We start from the raw sequence: 17,278 nt of genomic DNA, 5'->3' as shown, positions 1-17,278 counted from the left end.
TTTCCACCACCATGATCGATGACCCGATGAGCGAAGGTTTCTTACACCGGGAAAAAAACGAAAGGATAGGTCACGACAATGACCCCGTCGTAGAGGTGGGGAAACTTCCACATCTTGATCCGACCGGCCAGCGCATTCTCAAGAGGCGCATAATCCATGGTACTCGTCACGACACGGGTTTCAATGACTTTTCCGCTCCCGTCAATGGAAAACTCCACCGTAATCGTCCCCTTCAAGGTGGGGTTGAGTCGGAGCTCTTTGTTATATAGATAGATGAGGCCGCCCTTGTACTGTTCGACCACGCGCGCGATGGCGTCATAATTAACAGAGGCATTCCCCGTCCCGGAGCCGCCGCCCGTTAGACGGATCGATACCCCGTTTCCGGACCCGTCTCCACCACGACCCGACCCGCCGCCGCCCCCGGGGCCTTCTTGCAAAGGAAGCATCGCAACCTCGTTCCCTTTCTTAAGCTTCACCCGTTCCTCTTCTTTAAGTCCGCCGATACGCGCGATCTTCTGATCGGCAAGGTCCGTCTTTGTCGTCACGACGTTCTTGATCGAAGAGCGCCTTGACCGTGCCGTCGGAGCGGCAATCAGGTTCGCGGCTGAGAGGGCTTGATCTAATTTCCGGTCTTCGACCAGCGCGCTCAATGTCCTTCCGGTTTCTCCCTTGTTCAAAGAACCCAAGAGACCGCTTCTCATGACAATTTGCCTTCTGATGGGAGGAGCCTTGCTTGTCGGTTTGGGTCCGCCTTCTTCGGGGTTTGATTTCTCGGGAGACGTTTTGTCATTCGGTTTAACCACTTCCGGGCTGGGGGGCGGCGGAGCGGGAGATTTCAGAATCAACTTCGCCACACGGCTGGGCAGGTTCTTGAAATCGGGCTTCTCCGCATGAGGGAACGGGATCAGCGTTATGGCCGCCGCGCATGAAAAATAAAAGACGACGCACCGCAACAGGATTTTTCTGAAACGCGCCTCATTCGAATCTTGAAAATAAGACATCCCTTCAATCGTCCTTATTTGGGATTGCGTGAGAAACTTTCCCATTGACGCTGAAACTGCTCCCGGTCCACCGGTTCCAGGATCTCGTTCCTGAAGCTTCGGTGCAGTGGAACCTCTTCTTCCACCCCGGACGGGAGGTCCTTCCAAGGGATAACATATACCACATGAGGTTTTTCAACCGTCCCCTGGATTTCGGTTCCCTGCATGAGCAACTGTTCGACGTCCTTTGATCCTTCCTCCTTAAACTGTCCCGGGGTCTTTTTTTCAGATCCCGCAGCTTCTTTGGAGGGAAGATCGGCCGGGAAGACCGTGGCCCCGATCAGGAAAATTCCGATCAGAGCGCAAACCCGTCTCCATAGAAGCGGTCTCATGGCGACCTCTTCGATTCGTCGGTTCTTTTCTGAAGAGCCGCGATCCAAATCTGAATTTCTTTGGGATCCCCGCCTCCCAATTCCAGAAACCGTTGGTAGTGGCGGATGGCCTCGTTCGGCTCGTTGAGATAGAGGTCATAAAGAACGGCCAGGTTGTAATGAGCATCCATAAAATCCGGAGAGATCGCAAGAGCGGTTTTGTAGGCCTCCTCCGCTTTGCGGAACTCCCCCTGCTCGCGCAGGGCGATGGCCAGATTGTAATAAACCTCCGCGTCGCCTCTTTCAATTTCGAGGGCCCGTTGATAGGAGGCCACGGCCTCCGGAATGAGTCCGAGACGTTTATAGGTCACACCCAGATCTTTATAAATAACACTCATCTTTGGATAGGTATCCCGGAGTTTTTCAAACAAATGCCGCGCTTCGTCGTTCTGTCCGTTCTCGAGAAGCTGCACCCCTTGCTTGAACTGGAGAAGGGGCCCGCCCGGTTCGGTGCGACGGGACAAATCATTCCGAGCTTCCGGAGCCGCCGGTGCAGGAGCTTCCGGACGAGCGACGATCGCGGAAGTCCGCATGCATCCGACGGATGACATCAAAAGGACGAGAAAAAGAAATCCTTTGATCGGACCGAAGCGTCGCATCATCGGGCCTGCACCATTCTCCCGCGGGAGTCTTCAGGGGTTTGAGTCGATAACTGACGTTGATCGACGACGGAGACAATCCGTTCCGTCCTTTCCGGCCGGCGGTACAGCGCGGGCCTCAGCTCGGCCAGGCGGTTGAAACTTTTTTTGATCCATTCGTTGTAAGGACTGTTCTCGTCCCGGATCCGGCGCACGTTGCTGAAATAGGCTTCCACCGCCTTCTCCTCAAAAGGAAAAGCCTTCTCCTCCAGTTGGAAGCGGTACTCCTCCTGCTCGTCCTTGGTCAGGTTTCGAGGGGGTTCCGCATCGAGAAGAGACGACTTGAAATTTTCAAAAATCTCCCCCAGTCGGTAAGAAGAAGCCGTGACCACATCGGAATACCGGGTCTGGATCGCCTTGGTATAGAGGGCGACCGCCCTTTCCATGGCCTTGGCCTTTTTTTTCAGGTTTTTGTTCAAAGGTTCCCGCAACCGTACGGCTTTAAAATTCTGGTAAGCCTCCTCGCCGATCTGAAACAGAGCCTCCGCGGCAAACGGCGTTGCGGGGAATTGCTGCTCCACTTTCTCAAAAAGTTGCAGCGCTTCCCGGGTCTTTTGTTGTTTTTGTCGGGCGTTGGCCATTTTGAAAAGCGCTTCCGCCGCGTCCGGGTTTTGTGGAAACCGCCCGGTGAACCTTGAGAAGGCGTTATAACACTCTTCCCATCGGCCGCTCTTTTCGTAATAGAGACCGGCCGTAAAAAGGAGATGGGAAACAAGGCTCTCATCCCGGATATTTCCGGCGGCGGAGACGTAGGCATCCGCGGATGGGACCCATTCCCCCTCTTGTTCATACAGCAAACCGATCTGCACCTGCGCTTTTCCCGAAAGCGTGGAATCGGGAGAGAGGAGAATCAGCCTCTGATACATTGCGATCGCGTTTTTGATTTGCTTCATTCCCTCACGGATCTGGCCGGCTTCAAAAAGGGCCTGGGGGGCCAGTTCGCTCCGAGGAGCCTCCTCGGCCACATCCTCATAGAGACGGACCGCTTCCTCCGGCCGGTTTTCCCGCTGGCGACTTTCAGCCTGTTTATAAACGGCCGCGGCCAACAGATCGGCGATCTCCTGGCGCCCCTTCGTATCCGACGGGGGAAGCAGGGCCAGCGTCTGACGGTAGGCCTGACGGGCCTCTTCAAAACGTCCCAGCTGCATCAGGCTGTGCGCAACGAGTTTTTGCGCCGTCGTCGCCCCTTCCTCCTTGGGATAACGGCCCGGAAAGTCTTTAAGGACGCCGAGGGTTTCGTCATAGCGCTTCGCCTCAAAGAGAATCTCTCCGGCTTTGAGCAAAAGCGCCGGGGTCTTGGGGTCCTGAGGAAAAATCGCGGCAAAGCGCTTGGAAAGATCGATCACTTTGTCGCTGCCCTTTTCTGTATCGACCTTCTGATAGGCCACGACCGCGTCATAGGCGGCCTTCGAATTCGCGCCTTTCTCCGGATAGCCGTAGGCGGCCGTCTCATATTCCTCTCCGGCTTGGGCGAACTCGCCCAACGCGAAAAGGGTCTCGGCCAGAAAGAGGTGGACATCCCGCGATTCCTTCTGGTGGGGAAACTCGGCGAGAAATTGCCGGTACCATCCCGCCGCCTCACGGTAATCTTCCTGGTTTTTCCCGGCCTGCGCACGGGCATGGGCCGAGAGGGCGAGGCGATAGAGCTCCGACTGCACGATCGGCCGGGAACGGGAGCGGGCCGCTTCATCGTTGGCCCGGTACCATGGGCTCTGCGAGGAATACGTTTCGACCAACTGGACCCTGGCCTTTTCGGCCGACGGCGGGTCCTTTTCCTTCTCATAGACCTCGATGATATACGATAAAAAAATCGGCGCCATCGGATGCAGCGGATGTTGACGGATGAACGTCCGGTACGTGTCGACCGCCGACTGAGGATCTCCGTCCGACAGAGATTGGTTTCCGACCATCAGGTAGAGATCTTTCTCATAGGGAAGAGATCCGTTTTTTTGGAAGTACGCCGAGAGAGGAGCCGCTCCCCCGAGAATCCGAAACGAGGTCGCCACATAGGTCATCGCTTCCCAGACCAAGGAGCCTTGCTCGAAGGGGATGTCCCCTTCCGCCGTCACCTTCTGATTGACCAACCGGAGAAAATGATCAATCGCTCGCGGGTATTGTTTCATGTTGAAGTACGTCCAACCGAGCTTGTACCGCGCCTTGTCGAGGAAAAAGGGGTCTTTCAAGGCCAGGGACTGCTCATAGGCTTCCGCGGCTTTTTCGTATAAACGTTGATCAAAATAATACTCGCCCAAGCGAAACGAGGCCTCCTGTCGATGCCGGTTCCGCGGATAGTCCTTCAGAAGACGTTCGAGCGATCCGACGGCCATCTCCCGGTTTCCGGTCTCGGCATAGGCGCGCGAAAGGGCGTAGAGGACCTCGTCGTTTTCCGGATATCCCGGATCGGAACGAAGAAGCTCTTCGTAGGTCGCGATCGCCTTTCGATCATCCACCAGCGGAGGCGGCCCCTCCGGATGCGCTTCATAGGCTTCCATCGCCTTTTGGAAGCGCTGATTCGAAGTTTCGAGATAGAGATCCCCCAGGCGCTTCAGGGCTTGTGAGGTTAAAGAGGGGTCGACCCGATCATACTGCTTTAGAAAATCCTCGTACGCCTTCACCACGGCTTCCTTCCGAGCGACCAGCGGCTCTTGGCGAAGCGCTTCGATCTCCTTCGTCGTCAACGACGGGGGCGCTTCGGGGCGTCGGGAATCCCGGCCCAGGCTGCAGCCGCCGAGCAATAAAAGGCAAAGCCCGATCGCGATCGGTTTCATGGGCGACTCTTTAGATCCAGGATCTGGATCCGGCTCAGTTTCGCCACGGCGGCCAGATGCTCGATCCGCCCCTGTTGTTTATCAAGGGCCTGCAATAGCAGAACCTGCAAAGGGGGAAGGAGTTTTCTTTGAAGATCGAGCGCCGTTTCTTTTTCTTCCAGCAGGGATTGACGGGCCGTGCGTATTCTTTCGCGAAACCGTTCGAGATCGTTTTCCAGGGTCGGGGCCGAAGCCGTCAATCGCGCCCGCCGCCCGGACAGCGCATCCAAACCTTCCCGGAGTTGTGCCTCGCTTCTTTGAAGATCATCGATCCGACCGGGGGCCTCGGTGACCACCCTCCAGAGGAGTTCGCCTCGAAACAGGGCCAGTCGACGGTTGGCCGCTTCGATCTGTCCCTTCAGCTCCTGGAGATCCGGCGAAGCGGCCCCCATCCGCCCGACCGCTTCCAGCAGCTCCCGCCCTTGCGATTGCGCCCGGGCCAATTGATCGAGTTTCTCCCTCTCTTTGGTCGTTGCGAGGGCCTCCACCCGTTCCGTTCGCGTCGCCTCTTGAAGACGGGCCTGAAGGAGCCGTTCTTGTTCCTGGAGCGCCTTGACCGGATCGTTGTCCAGAAAACCGCGGAGAGTCGGGAGGTGCCCCCGGAAGACCTCTTCCCGGTGATCGACCATGATCTCAAAAACGCCCATATCCGCCGCCTTCCGGTCGAGATAGGCCGCGAGAGAAGAAAGCTCCCGGTACCGGTCGATCCGGAAGCGAAGCAGGTCTTCGTCGAGAAAAGGGATCAAGCGGTCTTCTTGAGGGTCCTCCGGTCGGCCGAGCCAATCGGCCAGCCGTTCCCGGTCCTGGATCAACGTCCTAATCTCATGGATCTCCTTCCCTTTCCGCTCATAAACATCAAGGGCCTTTCCATAACTTTGAAGGGCCTTCGCAAACGCGCCCAGCTTCCGATAACTCCCCCCGATCGTATTCAGTCCTTCCAAAGCGTAGACATGATCCGGATATGCTTCCGACAATTCCTGAAAATAAGGAAGGGCCTCCGAATAACGTCCCGCATCGAAATCGGCCCATCCCGCCCCGAAAAGGGCGTCGGGATAAAACGGACTCGCCGACGGAATGGACGCGAGGACCGGACGGGCCTCCTGAAACCTTCCCAACTCGATCAGGAGCAGCCCCAGGATCAGACGGGTTTTCTCGGCGAAGGCTCCGAGGACGGGATCTCCACGATGATCGGTCGCGATGAGTTTTTTCAGGAGCGCGATCGACTTTTCGAAATCTTTCAGTTGGACATAGGACTGGGCCACGGCCAACTGGGCGAAGGGAAAGTATCCGCTGGATGGCGGAACGGACTCCAGAACGCCGATCCCTTCCGGAACAGAGCCCTGGAGGTAATCGCTCATACCGGCCAGGTAACAGGCCTGGTCCATCAACGCGAAGGCCGAGTCCGGCGATAGCCGTTTAAAGGTGTCGATCGCGGACTGATAGAGCGCGCGTTGATACTGCAGCCGTTCGATCAGGAGCAGGAGCTGGTTCCGGCTGCTCCCCGGGGGAAACTGTTCGACCCATCGGTCGAACAGAGCGGCGGCCGGACGATACATGCCCCAGGCGATGTAAAGCCCCCCCAGGAGAAGACGGGTGTCGTTCAATACCTTTCCATCTTTTTCGGCCGACTGTTCAAGCAGCTTCAGACGGGTCGCCGACGTGAGGTAGTCTCCCAGGAAGAAATCGTAATAGGCCTCCCGTTGCAGGGTCTCCGCCCTTTTTTCGATGTCGATCGAAGGCTCGGCCGCCCGCGCCGGCGGGGCGGAAAAACCGAGCAGAAGAGCCCACGGGATGATCAGCAAAAGCCGGCCGGTCCGGCGTATGGCCCTCCCGCCCTTTTCAGTTCCATGTTTCATAGGCAAACTCAGGCTGCTCTTTCTCCGAACTGTCCCGTATGATGATCTTGATAAAGGCGGCGCCGTCCTTCTTGGTGAATTGAACCGTTTCCGCCCGTTTGTAATCCTTTTCCTGCGGGCCTTTCCCCGTGAAAACGGCCACCAGTTGATGATCGCCGGACTTCACGTTTCCCATGTAGAGCCGTTGAATCCCTCCCTTTCTCAGGGCGCCGACTTCCCGGTCCGTGTAAAGGTAACTTGTGACCATCGTGTTGTCCAGGTTCAGCTTGACCGAATCCAGCGCGAAGTAATTCCCTCCTTCCACCGCCAGGAAGACCACGACGGAGGAGTCCTCGGGAAAAAGAAGATCCTCCTGGAGCCGGAAGAGGAGCGTGTTCAGGTTCAGGATCTTTTCCTTGAGGTCTTGAATCTGGCCGTCCAGGTTCTCCATTTGCTGTTGAGGCGCATTCGCCGGTTCGGCCCGGGAAGCACGACATGGAAAAAGAGAAAGGACAAAAAGAATAAGGATTACGATTCGGCTGCGCATGCTCATCCCCCGTTTTTCGCTCCTTCCAATTTCAGAGAGGTCAACCCGGAAGAAAGGTGCATCTTTCCCCGGGCGTCGATGATGATCGCGTCCACCCCCCCGATCCGCTCGATGAGCGCCATCCCCCGCTCGGGACCGAGGATGAAAACCCCTTTGGTGAGGCCGTCGGTGGTGGTCGCGTCCTTGGCCAGAAGCGTCACGCTCCGGCAGAGCCTGGCCGGGTAGCCCGTCCGGGTGTCGATAATATGATGGTAGCGGACGCCGTCCTTGATGAAGAACCGCTCGTAATCCCCCGAGGTCGAGACGGCCTGATCCTCCAACGGCAGGACCGCCAGGATCTTATTCTTGTCGTCCGGATCGCGAAGCCCGACCCGCCAGAGATCCTTCCCTTTCTTCCCCTTGACCATCATGTCCCCCCCCGCCATGACGACCGCGTCGCGGATTCCGTGCTTCGTCAGGACCGCCATGGCCCGGTCGACGGCGTAGCCCTTCCCGATGCCCCCCAGGCCGATCTCCATCTCGGGATAGGGAAGGAACACGCTCGAGTCCTTTTCGTTCAGCCGGATCTTCCGATAATCGACGAAGGGAAGTTGCCGCGCGATCGCCTCCGGCGACGGCAGGATTCCCGCGCGGAAATCCCAAAGTTTGCCGACGGAGGCGAACGAAATGTCGAACGTCCCTCCGGTGAGTTCGGAGAAATGCAACGACTTTTGGATCACCGAAAAAAGCTCCCGGCTGACCGGAACCGGCGCCTTCCCGGCCTGCTGATTGATGCGCGAGAGCTCGCTGGTCGGGATAAAGTTGCTCATCATCCGTTCCAGCCGTGAAATTTCGTCGAAGGCCTCCTGGACGGCCCGCTCCATTCCGGGACGGTCGTCCCCCACCGCCTTGATGATCACCTCGGTTCCCATGAGGGCCCGATTCTCGCTGACCAGGTAGCTCGGAGCCTCTTCGCCGTGGCTCGGCGGGACACAAAGCAACCCATCCAGGACGAGAACGCTAATAATTAAAACCGAAACTCGTATGGCCGACATAAGCCCTCTGGGAATAAAGCGCGTCGGTGCGCGGATCGGTAAAGTCGTCATAATGATAGATCATCAAACTGCTGTCGATTTGGACGTAGGGATTGCTGATCAAGCCCCAGGTCGTCTGCTTGAGTTTAAATTTGAGCGTCAACCCGATCCAGTGATCCTGATATTCCGAGAGGTCCCTGTCCCGAGCCTTGTATAACTGATTGGTGGGCAGGCGGTCTCCGTAAAAACTGGCCGCCCCCTGACGGTAATACTGGTAGAAAATTCCCCCAAGCCAGTCCGGAGCGAAGTAGCGTTGCAACGTGACCTTGGCGGTATTGGATACAACATTAAAGGTATCCCGGTAGTAGCGGTAATCCATTTGAACGGAACCCCCCAGGCCGCCCGGCCCGATCGCGGATGAGCCGGAGGGAAACCCGTAACTGGTCCGGATGGCCCAGGCCTGTCCGGTGCGGGCATCCGGGTAATTTTCAGGCACCAACGCTCCGTCCAAGGTCATGGCGCTGCGATACGGGTTGTTGATGAGGCCCGCGTCGGCGGTGAGTTCGTAATTGAACTGGATCAGCCAGCGGGGCGTCAAGGATTGCGTGATCCCGGTCGAATACATCGTCCGGTTGAAATCCTTCCAGCCGAACGAGGGATCGTTGTTCCGGCCGACCAGATTCCAGGAGCGGGCCACCTTCATATTGAACGTCACATTTTTATCAAAGAGGTCGTGCGCCGCTCCGATCGACAGCGTATCGGACGTGTAGTCCGATTCCCGGCTGTCGATGTAATCCATCCCGATGAGGGTGTCGCCGCGCAGGATGTCCGTTCCGAGGCTGTATTCCTGTCGCGTCTCTCTATAGGGGCTGGCCTGGGTCACCACATCGATGGAGGCCGAGCTGACCATATCGACGCTGTAACCCGCTTTTAACGACGCTCCGTCTAATACATTCTTCTTCACGATCACGGCCGGTCCCTGAACGGTGACTCCGGCTCCATTGTAATAATTATATCCGGTCTCGACTTCATCCTGGGCGGGCTCGACCGCCCAGGACGGCCCGACGGCGATGGAGACCAACGCCAGGATGAGAACGGACCCGAATCGTCGTCCGGGGCCGCAGGCCCGCCCGCCCTTCGCGCGGGTCACCTGCAACCGCAACCCCCGCCGGTCCCGTTGAACCCGCCCCGCCCCCCTTCGAAGACCTCCCGCACATGCTGTTGCCATTCGGCCTTCAACGGGTCGGGATCGAACTGCATCGTCTCGTCGGCCAGGTATTCCCTCTGCCACGGCTGAACCGGGGCGCACCCGGTCATCCCGGCCCAGACCGCCGCTAGGCACACGAAAACCAACATCCTCCGTCTCATTTCCGTCACTCCTTCAAGAGGCTTTTGATCTGAGAATCATACCGGGCCGGATCGTCGGGCCCGAACCCCCAGTGGACGAAGCGGATCATCCCGTCCTTTCCGACCACGAACGTGGTCGGCATGCTCCGGATTTGATAGAGATCGAAAAGATGGCCGGAGGGGTCCGGGACGACCGGGAACGTCAGACCCAAGGCCCCGCTCATCCCCACGGCCTGCGCCGTCACCTTGTCCACGTTCACGGCCAGAATCTCGAGGCCGACCCCCTTATATTTCACGTAAAGACGGTTGAAGTAGGGAAGTTCCTCTTTACAAGGGGCGCACCACGTCCCCCAAAAATTAAGCAGCACGATGCGGCCCCTCAGTTCGCTGAGCTTGACGTTTCCCCCCCCGAGGGTTTTGCCCGTGAAGTCGGGCGCCCTGTCCCCCGGCGCGGCCCCAAGGGCCGGACCCGCGGCGACAAACACCAACGCCAACAGAAACGAAACGATCTTTCCCCTTTTGTTCATGACGCACCTCTTAGAAATAGACCGCGAAGGCCGCGGTCCCTTCGATGTTGTCCATGATCTGTTTCTTTCCGGTCAGGTCCGTTTGAAGGATGTGGGTCCGCATCTCCATCCGAAGGTCGAACCAATCCACGATAAAGATTTTGTAGCCGGTGCCGGCGTCGAACGTGAAGTGGGCCTGCCGATCGATCCGCGTTTGACCGAGGCCTCCGATCAGATAGATCGTCGAGTTCAGCGTCTTCTTTCGGGTCAGGAAGAGCTGACCCGGAAAAAGATTGTAGGCCGCGCCGGCGTTCCAGGTCGTGACTTTGTCGTCGGCCACCAAAAGACGCCCCGTCAGGCGCCGGAAGGTCTCCTGCTCAATCCGGGTTTCCCCGTACGTCCCTTCAAAGAAGACATCCTCCGTCAGATGATAGGCCAGCCGGAAACCCAGGACGCCGGAGGTCCCGAACCCTTCCATGGCGTACAGGCCGTAATAGGGGCCCATTTCCAGCGACTCGGTGTCGATCTTGGCCTCTTTCAGCGGGTGTTCCTCCGACGGCGGCGTGACGGCCGGTTGGTCGCTTCGCGGAAAATTTTCGGACTGGGCCAAAGCCGGGGCTCCTCCGAGCAGAAACCCGAGCGTTCCGACCGCGAATAAAATTCGTTTCATCCTCACCCTTCCTAAAACCGAAACGAGAGGCCCGCGCTGTATTCCCGGAACTCCCGGATCCGCGCCTGGCCCATGAACACGGTGTAATTTCGAAAATCGCCCCGGGCGAACAGGTTCCGGACGAGAGGGATGGAAATCCCGATGCCGCCGTGGGCTTCATGGAACATCTTCCGGGTGACGTCCACGAGGAGACTCGACGGCGTCGAATAGACGACCCCTCCACCGACGGTCCCCGACAGCGAGAACCAGGGCGTTCTCCACGGTGTGATCACCATCCCGGCCTGAAAGAGGTCCGTGCTGCCCAGGTTGCTCGAGACAAAACCGGCGCCTCCCTCCATGGACAGGGCGCCGGTCAGAAGATAGTTCATGCGGAGGAAGAGGGACGCGTCTCCTCCGAACGTCCCCGCCTCCCATCCCATCTCCAGCCGGCCGGCGATATGGTCATCGTAGATCCGGTCCATCCAACCCTTTTTCCGTCCCTGGGCCAGCAGGGTCTTCTCGATCTCGTTCCGATGGACCCACCCTTCCTTTCCGTTGGCCAGGCGGACCCGGTACCAGTCCGTCTGGCGCTTCAGAAGGAGGATCTCCTCCCCCCGTTCCGCGATGTAAAAAACCGGATAGCTCCGGCCCGGTCCGGTGTGGATCTCGAGGAACGGTTCGACCACCGACGCTTTCTGGACCGTCTCCTCTCCCGAGGCGGCTCCGGCCGTCAGAAAAAACTCCAGGCAGAGGAGGATCCATAAAAATCGAGACCGGGTTTCTCGACCCATCGTTCTCAATTCGGACTCTGGATCCAACTCAGGATCGTGAGATAATCCGGATCACTCGTATTCGGGAAGATATCCCCTCCCAGGTGCTGAATGCCGCCGGCGGACACCGCCAGCGGCTTGAGCAGAATCTTGCTGCCGGCCGGATTGGCAATATCGGTCATGCCCGAAGACGAATCGTAGTTGGCACGGGATTGATCCTCCGAGCAGGGATCGGCGGCGCAATTATAGATTCGGAAACTTCCGCCGGGACCGCCGTTGCTGGGATTGGCCTTGTTCCGGTAGTGGCATCTCGAGTTCGAGCAGCCCCGCCGATCCAGGACGGGCTGGACGTTGGCCTTGAACGCGTCGTAGTCCAGGCTTCCGATGGTCGGGTCCACGCCGGGATCGACCGAGCCGCATCCGCCGCCCGACCACAAGAAAATTCCCGTCATCAAGACCGTGACGATTTGTGTTAAGAGCCACCGCGTCACTGCGCCGCCGTGATCCAGTTGAGTATCGTCGTATAGTCCGGATCCGAAGGGGAAAGCGGCGGAGGCGCGACCGCCGTTCCGTTCACGAGCATCGGGATCGTTCCCGTCGCTTTCAAAAGCAGGATGCTTTGAGCCGGATCGGTCACGTTCACACGGGCCGCCGTCGCGTTGAAATCGCCCTCCTCGGTGTCCCCGGTCAATACAAAGTTGCTGTCGCCGCCGGCCACATGGCATTGGCCGCAGCGGTTGAGAAGAATCGGCTGGATGGCGGACGTAAAGACCGTCGTGTCGAGCCGCTTACGGCCCGGATTGCTGACGACATCTTCGTTGCTGAACTGCGCCCCCAGATCGATCCATTCGACCAGGGTCTGTTTTTCATCCGGCGTCAGCATCTGGGCGTGATTGTTCGGATCCGAGGCCGGCAGGGAACGGACGGCCCGGATTTCCTGGCCGAAAACCCGTTCGATGAGATAACTCTGCTGCGATTCCCCGGGAAAGACCAGGTCCGAGCCGTTCATATTGTCTTCGAGAAGGCTCGAGTAGGAGATCGGGAACCCGGTGCCGGCCTGATCCGAGCTCAGGTCAAGCCCGCCCGCCGGGCTGTCGAGGACTCCGTCAGAATTTTGATCCGAGATCGAATGACACGAAACGCATTTGGCCGTGAAGATCGGCTGGATGTTCGTATTGAAGGCGATCACCGGAATCGCGGGCGGAACCAGGGTCGAGGGAGCCCGGTTGAGCGCGATGGAATCGGTCGCCAGCCGCTGGGGAGTTCCCCGGCGCGGCGAATGACAGCCGTTACAGGTCCGATTCTCTCCGGGCCGGACCGCCAGCCAGTTTTCCTTCACTTTGAACGAACGGCTTTGGGAGTCGACCACATTGAGGGTCAGGCTCGTATCGGCCGGCACGGTGACGCGGAAGGAGCCGTCGCACTCGACCGGCGCATAGCCGAGGATCCTCTGGCGCTCGAACTCGGATAGTCCGATGTCTTCCGTTCCGACCCCGGCCTGGCTCGGAACCGCCTGGATGATCCGGACCTGTTTGACGACCTGCAGGCTCGGGTCGCTGCAGAGGGCGTTGAAATCGATGATGCCGTTGGCGTCGCGCGGAATGGTCACGCCCAGGACCTCGTTCGAGAGGGCCCGGTTGGCTTCCGAGTCGTAGACGCTCGCGGCCGCGAGCACCCCTTGCGTCCCCAACGAACTCCGATTGGCCGCCTTCTCCGGCTTGGCCGTCGGGATCATCGCGGCCGGGACCGGCATGAGCGGGATCGGCTCGAGATAGGCCTGGCGGCTGTTGTCACCCGGAACGAGGATCGGTTTGAGCGTCCCGTCGCTGTTGTTCAGCATCCAGAGGCCGTAATCGGGTTCCTGCACGATTTTATTCTTCGGGTCGTTGATCACTTTTCCGGTCGAGTAGGAGGTCAGGTAGCGGAGACTCCCGTCCGGAATGGGATAGACGTTGTGGTACCGGCCGAAATTGGATGGCGTCATGTCGGCCGGGATGACCTGGGAACCGGTCAGCTGGAGGGAGGCCGTATTAGGATCGTCGACCTCGTTGACGATATCGAGATGCCCGATGGCGCCGCCCTCGTAGGTTCCGCTCAGCGGCATCATGGTGGCGACGAGGCTGCCGTCCAGCTGCTCGCGAAGATCGAGAAAGGTGTTCACTCCGGAATGCGAGCCGTATTTGACGAACGTATCCGTCCCGTCCGGCTCCATGAAGAAAATGGCGAACTTGTTCACCGTTCCGAGATGCTCCCAACGGCTGTAGAGGATCGTCCCGTCCCGGAGGACGATCGGGTTCCGGTCGTGGCTCTGGTTGAACGAGATCTGGACGACCTCGCCGGAATCGCAGGAGGGCTGGCCGGCTTGGACCGTCTTGGTTCGGTCGAGAATATGAAGAACGGTCGATTTCCTCCGTTCGTATTCGTCGAGATAGCCGGGACGGTTCGAGGCAAAGACGATCCGGCCGTCCGGAAGATAGGCGGGGGCGAGTTCGTCCGAATCGCCGCAGGTCAGCTGGACCGGCGCAGTCGCCCGGCTCCCGTCCTCATTGATCTGGACTTCATAAACGTGCCAGTGATCGCCGCTCCCCTTGTTCATCGAGAAGACCAGCCGGAACGGCCCGCCCTGCGTCTGCGGAAAGATTTCCGGGTCGGAGACGTCCCCCGCGCCGTTCGTCAGGTCTCCCGTGATATTCCGCAGCTTTCCCGACGGGGTGCCCGGGACCAGGGTATAAAGATCGCCCCCGGCCTTGAATTCGATCGGATCCAGAGGATTGCCGATCGCGTCGACCGACCGCTTGACGAACGCCACCCCGGGCAGATCGTTCTCGGACACGGTCTGGTTCGAGGAGCTGACGCACGACGTGAGATAGTAACCGAAAGATAAAAGAAAAAGCCCGCTGATCGTCCATCCGACGATGCGATTTTTTCTGTTCTTGGTCTGCATGGGAACCTCCTCTGCACAAAAAAAGCCGCCAAAGAAATTCCTTCGGCGGCTCGGCGGGCATGGGAGAGAACGTTTCTCCTTTAGCCCCGTTGCTCTGCGTCCCAGAGTTTCCCCTGGTTTGCTCTGATCAAAGGAGCAATCGTGGTACTTCGTCTAATTGAAAGTTTCCGGCCATCGGGCCGCTTAAATCGACGCCTCTCGGGGAGGCACACTCCATTGACAAATTTAGCATGTTTTCGACCAATGTCAAGTCTTCTTTTCGTGCATTATCCGAAGATTGCACGGCAGTTTTCGCGTTTTTCTGTTCAAAAAAATCGGGATCGTTGGGAAGGGACCGGACGAAGAAAAATTTCAAGATTGCGGCCGAAAAGGGACAGGGATGGAGGCGGGAGACAAGACCTTACCGGTAGCGGGGAACCTTGGGGTCGACCTTGAGCGACCAGGCATCGATTCCGCCGGCCAGGTTTTTTACATTTTTGAACTGCTGGTCCTTTAGAAAACGGGTCGCCTTCAGGCTTCGGACGCCCATATGACAATAGACGATGATCTCGGCCTCGGGATCGAGCTCCGTATGCCGCTGGCCGAGCTCGGCCATCGAAATGACCACCGCGCCGTTTAAGCGGTTGATCGCCACTTCCCAGGGCTCGCGGACGTCCAGCAGAACGATCTTCTCTCCGCGGTCGAGCTTGGCCTTGGTCTCTTCCGGCGAGATGTTCAGGGACGGGTCGGATTGAAACATATTGAAGAACATGTTTTCATCATAAGATAGCCGTTCGGTCTGGTCAATACTTTTTTGCGACCAAAAAAAGGCTCACCCGAACAGGCGTGAGCCTTTTTTTAAAACCGCACGGGACGCTTTTAATGCACTTTACTTCGTCAACTTGATCACGCCGGCCTCTTTTTTCCCGTTGTGATCCCAATAGCTCACGGATACTTTCGATTCCGGCTGCAACCCGTCCAGTCTCAAACGCTCCCGTCCCCGCTTGAGCTGCGTCTCGGGCGAGATCACGAAACTCTGCTCCCCGCGGCGGTTCTTGATGCTGAAGGTATGGGCCGTCAGGTCCACGTCCTTGACCGTCCCGGTGATATGACGCACGTCGGCCGTCTTCATTTGTCCCTGGGCCACCGGCCTGACCACCAAAGACGTCGAGGCCAGCTGTTGCGCCACCACCGTGCTGACCAAAAGAAAACTGACAAAACCGGAAGCTAAAAACGCTGCGATTCGAAACATCGGCCACCTCCTGTGGTTGTTGGATCGTTCTGAATTTGTCCCGTGCGCTCGGACCAGATTGCAGGGCCTGTGCCAAACCTTCCGCGCTTGGCAATGGGATGGGGAACGATCATGATTTAAGATTTATACGAAAAGAGGATTGCAAGACAGTCAACAGGCCGATCGATATGTCTCCTCATTCAGGTTGGATGGTTGGATGGTATACCGCGGTTCATAATATGTCTATGATTTGCATTCGCAGCAACAGCCAATACGCATCGGCGCGCCCCGGCCATTGCTTCCGAAAGCTTCAATATATTCGATCTGCATCATTATATATAGGGGTCAAAGGGGGGTATTTCCTCCATTCTACTTAATCCTTTTGCATCCCGGGCTGACACATAGGTCAGCCCCTACGGGCCATTTAATCCATGCGCTCTCTGCCCCTTCCCCCCTCACTCCTTACTCCTCACCCCTTTTTGACTCTTCCACCATAAAACGGTATAATCCCCTGCATCATTCCTCCGGGGCGGGCCGTTCTTGCAGTCATTGATTCTTACAAGCTGTTTGCGTAAATAAAGTAACGTTTGTAAACGGGCCGGCCTATAGGTTATGATCGTTACGTATTCGAAAAACGCGGTTCCCATCCGAATCACCCGAGAAAGATGGAGTCATATCACGCGACGGCATCCGGAGATGCGTGATCAACAGGGTAAAGTGATCGAAACCATCTCAAGCCCGGATTCAATACAGGAAGGCGACTTTGGCGAATTGCTGGCTGTGCGGTTTTATTCTAAGACACCTCTGACCCAGAAGCATCTCATCGTGGCTTATAGAGAGCTGTCAGGTCAGGATGGCTTTGTTCTGACGGCCTATTTTACGGTTACGCCTTCAAAAAGGAGATCAACCATATGGAAGCCTTAAAAATTCTCGAGGGTAAACCGGCGCTCAACTGGGAGTTTGACGAAGAAGCAGATGTGCTCTACATTTCGGTCGGCAAGCCTCGCCCGGCCGTTGGCACCGATATCGGCGAGGGCGTGATTGTTCGTTATGACGAAAAGAAGAAAGAGGTTGTGGGCATCACCATCGTTGGTTTTCGAGTGCGAACCCTGAAAAGTTTAGCGGCGAAATAGAATCGAAAATGAGAAAACAATATCGAACAAAGCGGCGGTCCTGCGCCCTCTGCAAGCCCCACAAGATGGGTTGGGCAAAAAGGTGGAAGGCCAAGGAACTGGGAAAGTTCCGCGCAATGATGAAAGAAGCCGATTCCCGAATCCTTATCTCCTGACACCTTACTCCTCACTCCTCACGCCTTTTTTCCCTTTGCCTTTTTCCTTTGAACATTTTATAATCCCCTCCATCATTCCTCCGGCCCGGGCTTGCCCTCCTTGATTTAAATCCTTTGGTCACATCCGCCGGAGAGAGCATCGAGGCCCCATGCTCCACATCGGTTCGTACCTGATCCACTTGAAGTTTTGGTAGGAAATGATTCGAAAAAGCGCTTATCCTGGCCGATTGGGACATCAAGAACAACTGGCAGAAATATGTTTCAGGGTACTACAAAAGGAGGAGGTGAATTCGATGGAGAGTTATAAGAAAAT

17 protein-coding genes and 1 riboswitch are annotated in these 17,278 nt (G+C 57.5%); of the genes, 1 reads left to right on the top strand and 16 read right to left on the bottom strand.

Translation table 11 applies throughout. The features are described from left to right. Window positions 1-41 precede the first annotated feature (41 nt). From VLY20_01475 to VLY20_01400, 16 genes are all read right to left on the bottom strand, one after another. Window positions 42-701, bottom strand: coding sequence for an AgmX/PglI C-terminal domain-containing protein (locus VLY20_01475; protein ID HUK55310.1), 660 nt, complete (start codon window positions 699-701; stop codon window positions 42-44). A 314-nt stretch (window positions 702-1,015) separates the two neighbouring features. Further along, window positions 1,016-1,372, bottom strand: a complete 357-nt coding sequence (locus VLY20_01470; GenBank protein ID HUK55309.1) for a hypothetical protein — start codon at window positions 1,370-1,372, stop codon at window positions 1,016-1,018. Beyond that, on the bottom strand, window positions 1,369-2,013 hold the full coding sequence (locus tag VLY20_01465) for a tetratricopeptide repeat protein (protein ID HUK55308.1): 645 nt from the start codon (window positions 2,011-2,013) through the stop codon (window positions 1,369-1,371). Before VLY20_01465 ends, VLY20_01470 begins: the two co-directional genes overlap by 4 nt. Continuing rightward, window positions 2,010-4,817, bottom strand: a complete 2,808-nt coding sequence (locus VLY20_01460; GenBank protein ID HUK55307.1) for a tetratricopeptide repeat protein — start codon at window positions 4,815-4,817, stop codon at window positions 2,010-2,012. Before VLY20_01460 ends, VLY20_01465 begins: the two co-directional genes overlap by 4 nt. After that, window positions 4,814-6,712, bottom strand: coding sequence for a tetratricopeptide repeat protein (locus VLY20_01455; GenBank protein HUK55306.1), 1,899 nt, complete (start codon window positions 6,710-6,712; stop codon window positions 4,814-4,816). The genes VLY20_01460 and VLY20_01455 overlap by 4 nt, the downstream gene beginning before the upstream one ends. Then, window positions 6,696-7,142 carry an AraC family transcriptional regulator gene (locus VLY20_01450; protein HUK55305.1) on the bottom strand — a complete coding sequence of 149 codons (447 nt, stop codon included), beginning with the start codon at window positions 7,140-7,142 and terminating at the stop codon, window positions 6,696-6,698. Before VLY20_01450 ends, VLY20_01455 begins: the two co-directional genes overlap by 17 nt. Before the next feature lie 98 nt (window positions 7,143-7,240). After that, window positions 7,241-8,272, bottom strand: a complete 1,032-nt coding sequence (locus VLY20_01445; protein HUK55304.1) for an FAD:protein FMN transferase — start codon at window positions 8,270-8,272, stop codon at window positions 7,241-7,243. After that, window positions 8,238-9,401, bottom strand: a complete 1,164-nt coding sequence (locus VLY20_01440; protein ID HUK55303.1) for a DUF3570 domain-containing protein — start codon at window positions 9,399-9,401, stop codon at window positions 8,238-8,240. Before VLY20_01440 ends, VLY20_01445 begins: the two co-directional genes overlap by 35 nt. Continuing rightward, window positions 9,398-9,607 (bottom strand): DUF4266 domain-containing protein, encoded by a 210-nt coding sequence (locus VLY20_01435; protein ID HUK55302.1) that lies wholly within the window; start codon window positions 9,605-9,607, stop codon window positions 9,398-9,400. The genes VLY20_01440 and VLY20_01435 overlap by 4 nt, the downstream gene beginning before the upstream one ends. A 17-nt stretch (window positions 9,608-9,624) precedes the next feature. Beyond that, entirely contained in the window at window positions 9,625-10,125 is a 501-nt protein-coding gene (locus tag VLY20_01430) for a TlpA disulfide reductase family protein (GenBank protein HUK55301.1), read from the bottom strand. Between the two features lie 10 nt (window positions 10,126-10,135). Then, the gene (locus VLY20_01425) at window positions 10,136-10,774 is read right to left on the bottom strand and encodes an outer membrane beta-barrel domain-containing protein (protein HUK55300.1); all 639 of its coding nucleotides are present in this window, start codon (window positions 10,772-10,774) and stop codon (window positions 10,136-10,138) included. An 11-nt stretch (window positions 10,775-10,785) separates the two neighbouring features. After that, window positions 10,786-11,544 carry an SH3 domain-containing protein gene (locus VLY20_01420; protein HUK55299.1) on the bottom strand — a complete coding sequence of 253 codons (759 nt, stop codon included), beginning with the start codon at window positions 11,542-11,544 and terminating at the stop codon, window positions 10,786-10,788. Between the two features lie 5 nt (window positions 11,545-11,549). Next, entirely contained in the window at window positions 11,550-12,014 is a 465-nt protein-coding gene (locus VLY20_01415) for a hypothetical protein (GenBank protein ID HUK55298.1), read from the bottom strand. After that, window positions 12,011-14,467: a hypothetical protein gene (locus VLY20_01410; GenBank protein ID HUK55297.1), complete on the bottom strand. Its 2,457-nt coding sequence runs from the start codon at window positions 14,465-14,467 to the stop codon at window positions 12,011-12,013. The genes VLY20_01415 and VLY20_01410 overlap by 4 nt, the downstream gene beginning before the upstream one ends. 41 nt (window positions 14,468-14,508) lie before the next feature. Further along, window positions 14,509-14,600, bottom strand: a riboswitch (cyclic di-GMP riboswitch). Window positions 14,601-14,867: 267 nt separating this feature from the next. Beyond that, the gene (locus VLY20_01405; protein ID HUK55296.1) at window positions 14,868-15,218 is read right to left on the bottom strand and encodes a rhodanese-like domain-containing protein; all 351 of its coding nucleotides are present in this window, start codon (window positions 15,216-15,218) and stop codon (window positions 14,868-14,870) included. Window positions 15,219-15,335: 117 nt separating this feature from the next. After that, window positions 15,336-15,698, bottom strand: a complete 363-nt coding sequence (locus tag VLY20_01400; GenBank protein HUK55295.1) for a hypothetical protein — start codon at window positions 15,696-15,698, stop codon at window positions 15,336-15,338. An 890-nt stretch (window positions 15,699-16,588) separates the two neighbouring features. Between VLY20_01400 and VLY20_01395 the strand changes: the two genes are divergently transcribed. Then, the gene (locus VLY20_01395) at window positions 16,589-16,810 is read left to right on the top strand and encodes a DUF2283 domain-containing protein (protein HUK55294.1); all 222 of its coding nucleotides are present in this window, start codon (window positions 16,589-16,591) and stop codon (window positions 16,808-16,810) included. The last annotated feature ends 468 nt before the right edge of the window (window positions 16,811-17,278 follow it).

The organism is Nitrospiria bacterium, assembly GCA_035517655.1.
Taxonomy (GTDB): domain Bacteria; phylum Nitrospirota; class Nitrospiria; order JACQBZ01; family JACQBZ01; genus JACQBZ01.
The sequence above is the reverse complement of the archived record's forward strand: the minus strand, read 5'-3'. Positions and strand labels throughout refer to the sequence as shown.

Bases quoted from the DNA above. Each gene is read 5' to 3' on its own strand.
- VLY20_01435 (HUK55302.1), bottom strand. From the start codon at position 9,607: ATGTTGGTTTTCGTGTGCCTAGCGGCGGTCTGGGCCGGGATGACCGGG.
- VLY20_01455 (HUK55306.1), bottom strand. From the start codon at position 6,712: ATGAAACATGGAACTGAAAAGGGCGGGAGGGCCATACGCCGGACCGGC.
- VLY20_01400 (HUK55295.1), bottom strand. From the start codon at position 15,698: ATGTTTCGAATCGCAGCGTTTTTAGCTTCCGGTTTTGTCAGTTTTCTT.
- VLY20_01410 (HUK55297.1), bottom strand. From the start codon at position 14,467: ATGCAGACCAAGAACAGAAAAAATCGCATCGTCGGATGGACGATCAGC.
- VLY20_01460 (HUK55307.1), bottom strand. From the start codon at position 4,817: ATGAAACCGATCGCGATCGGGCTTTGCCTTTTATTGCTCGGCGGCTGC.
- VLY20_01465 (HUK55308.1), bottom strand. From the start codon at position 2,013: ATGATGCGACGCTTCGGTCCGATCAAAGGATTTCTTTTTCTCGTCCTT.
- VLY20_01430 (HUK55301.1), bottom strand. From the start codon at position 10,125: ATGAACAAAAGGGGAAAGATCGTTTCGTTTCTGTTGGCGTTGGTGTTT.
- VLY20_01405 (HUK55296.1), bottom strand. From the start codon at position 15,218: ATGTTCTTCAATATGTTTCAATCCGACCCGTCCCTGAACATCTCGCCG.
- VLY20_01445 (HUK55304.1), bottom strand. From the start codon at position 8,272: ATGTCGGCCATACGAGTTTCGGTTTTAATTATTAGCGTTCTCGTCCTG.
- VLY20_01470 (HUK55309.1), bottom strand. From the start codon at position 1,372: ATGAGACCGCTTCTATGGAGACGGGTTTGCGCTCTGATCGGAATTTTC.
- VLY20_01395 (HUK55294.1), top strand. From the start codon at position 16,589: ATGGAAGCCTTAAAAATTCTCGAGGGTAAACCGGCGCTCAACTGGGAG.
- VLY20_01425 (HUK55300.1), bottom strand. From the start codon at position 10,774: ATGAAACGAATTTTATTCGCGGTCGGAACGCTCGGGTTTCTGCTCGGA.
- VLY20_01475 (HUK55310.1), bottom strand. From the start codon at position 701: ATGAGAAGCGGTCTCTTGGGTTCTTTGAACAAGGGAGAAACCGGAAGG.
- VLY20_01450 (HUK55305.1), bottom strand. From the start codon at position 7,142: ATGGAGAACCTGGACGGCCAGATTCAAGACCTCAAGGAAAAGATCCTG.
- VLY20_01420 (HUK55299.1), bottom strand. From the start codon at position 11,544: ATGGGTCGAGAAACCCGGTCTCGATTTTTATGGATCCTCCTCTGCCTG.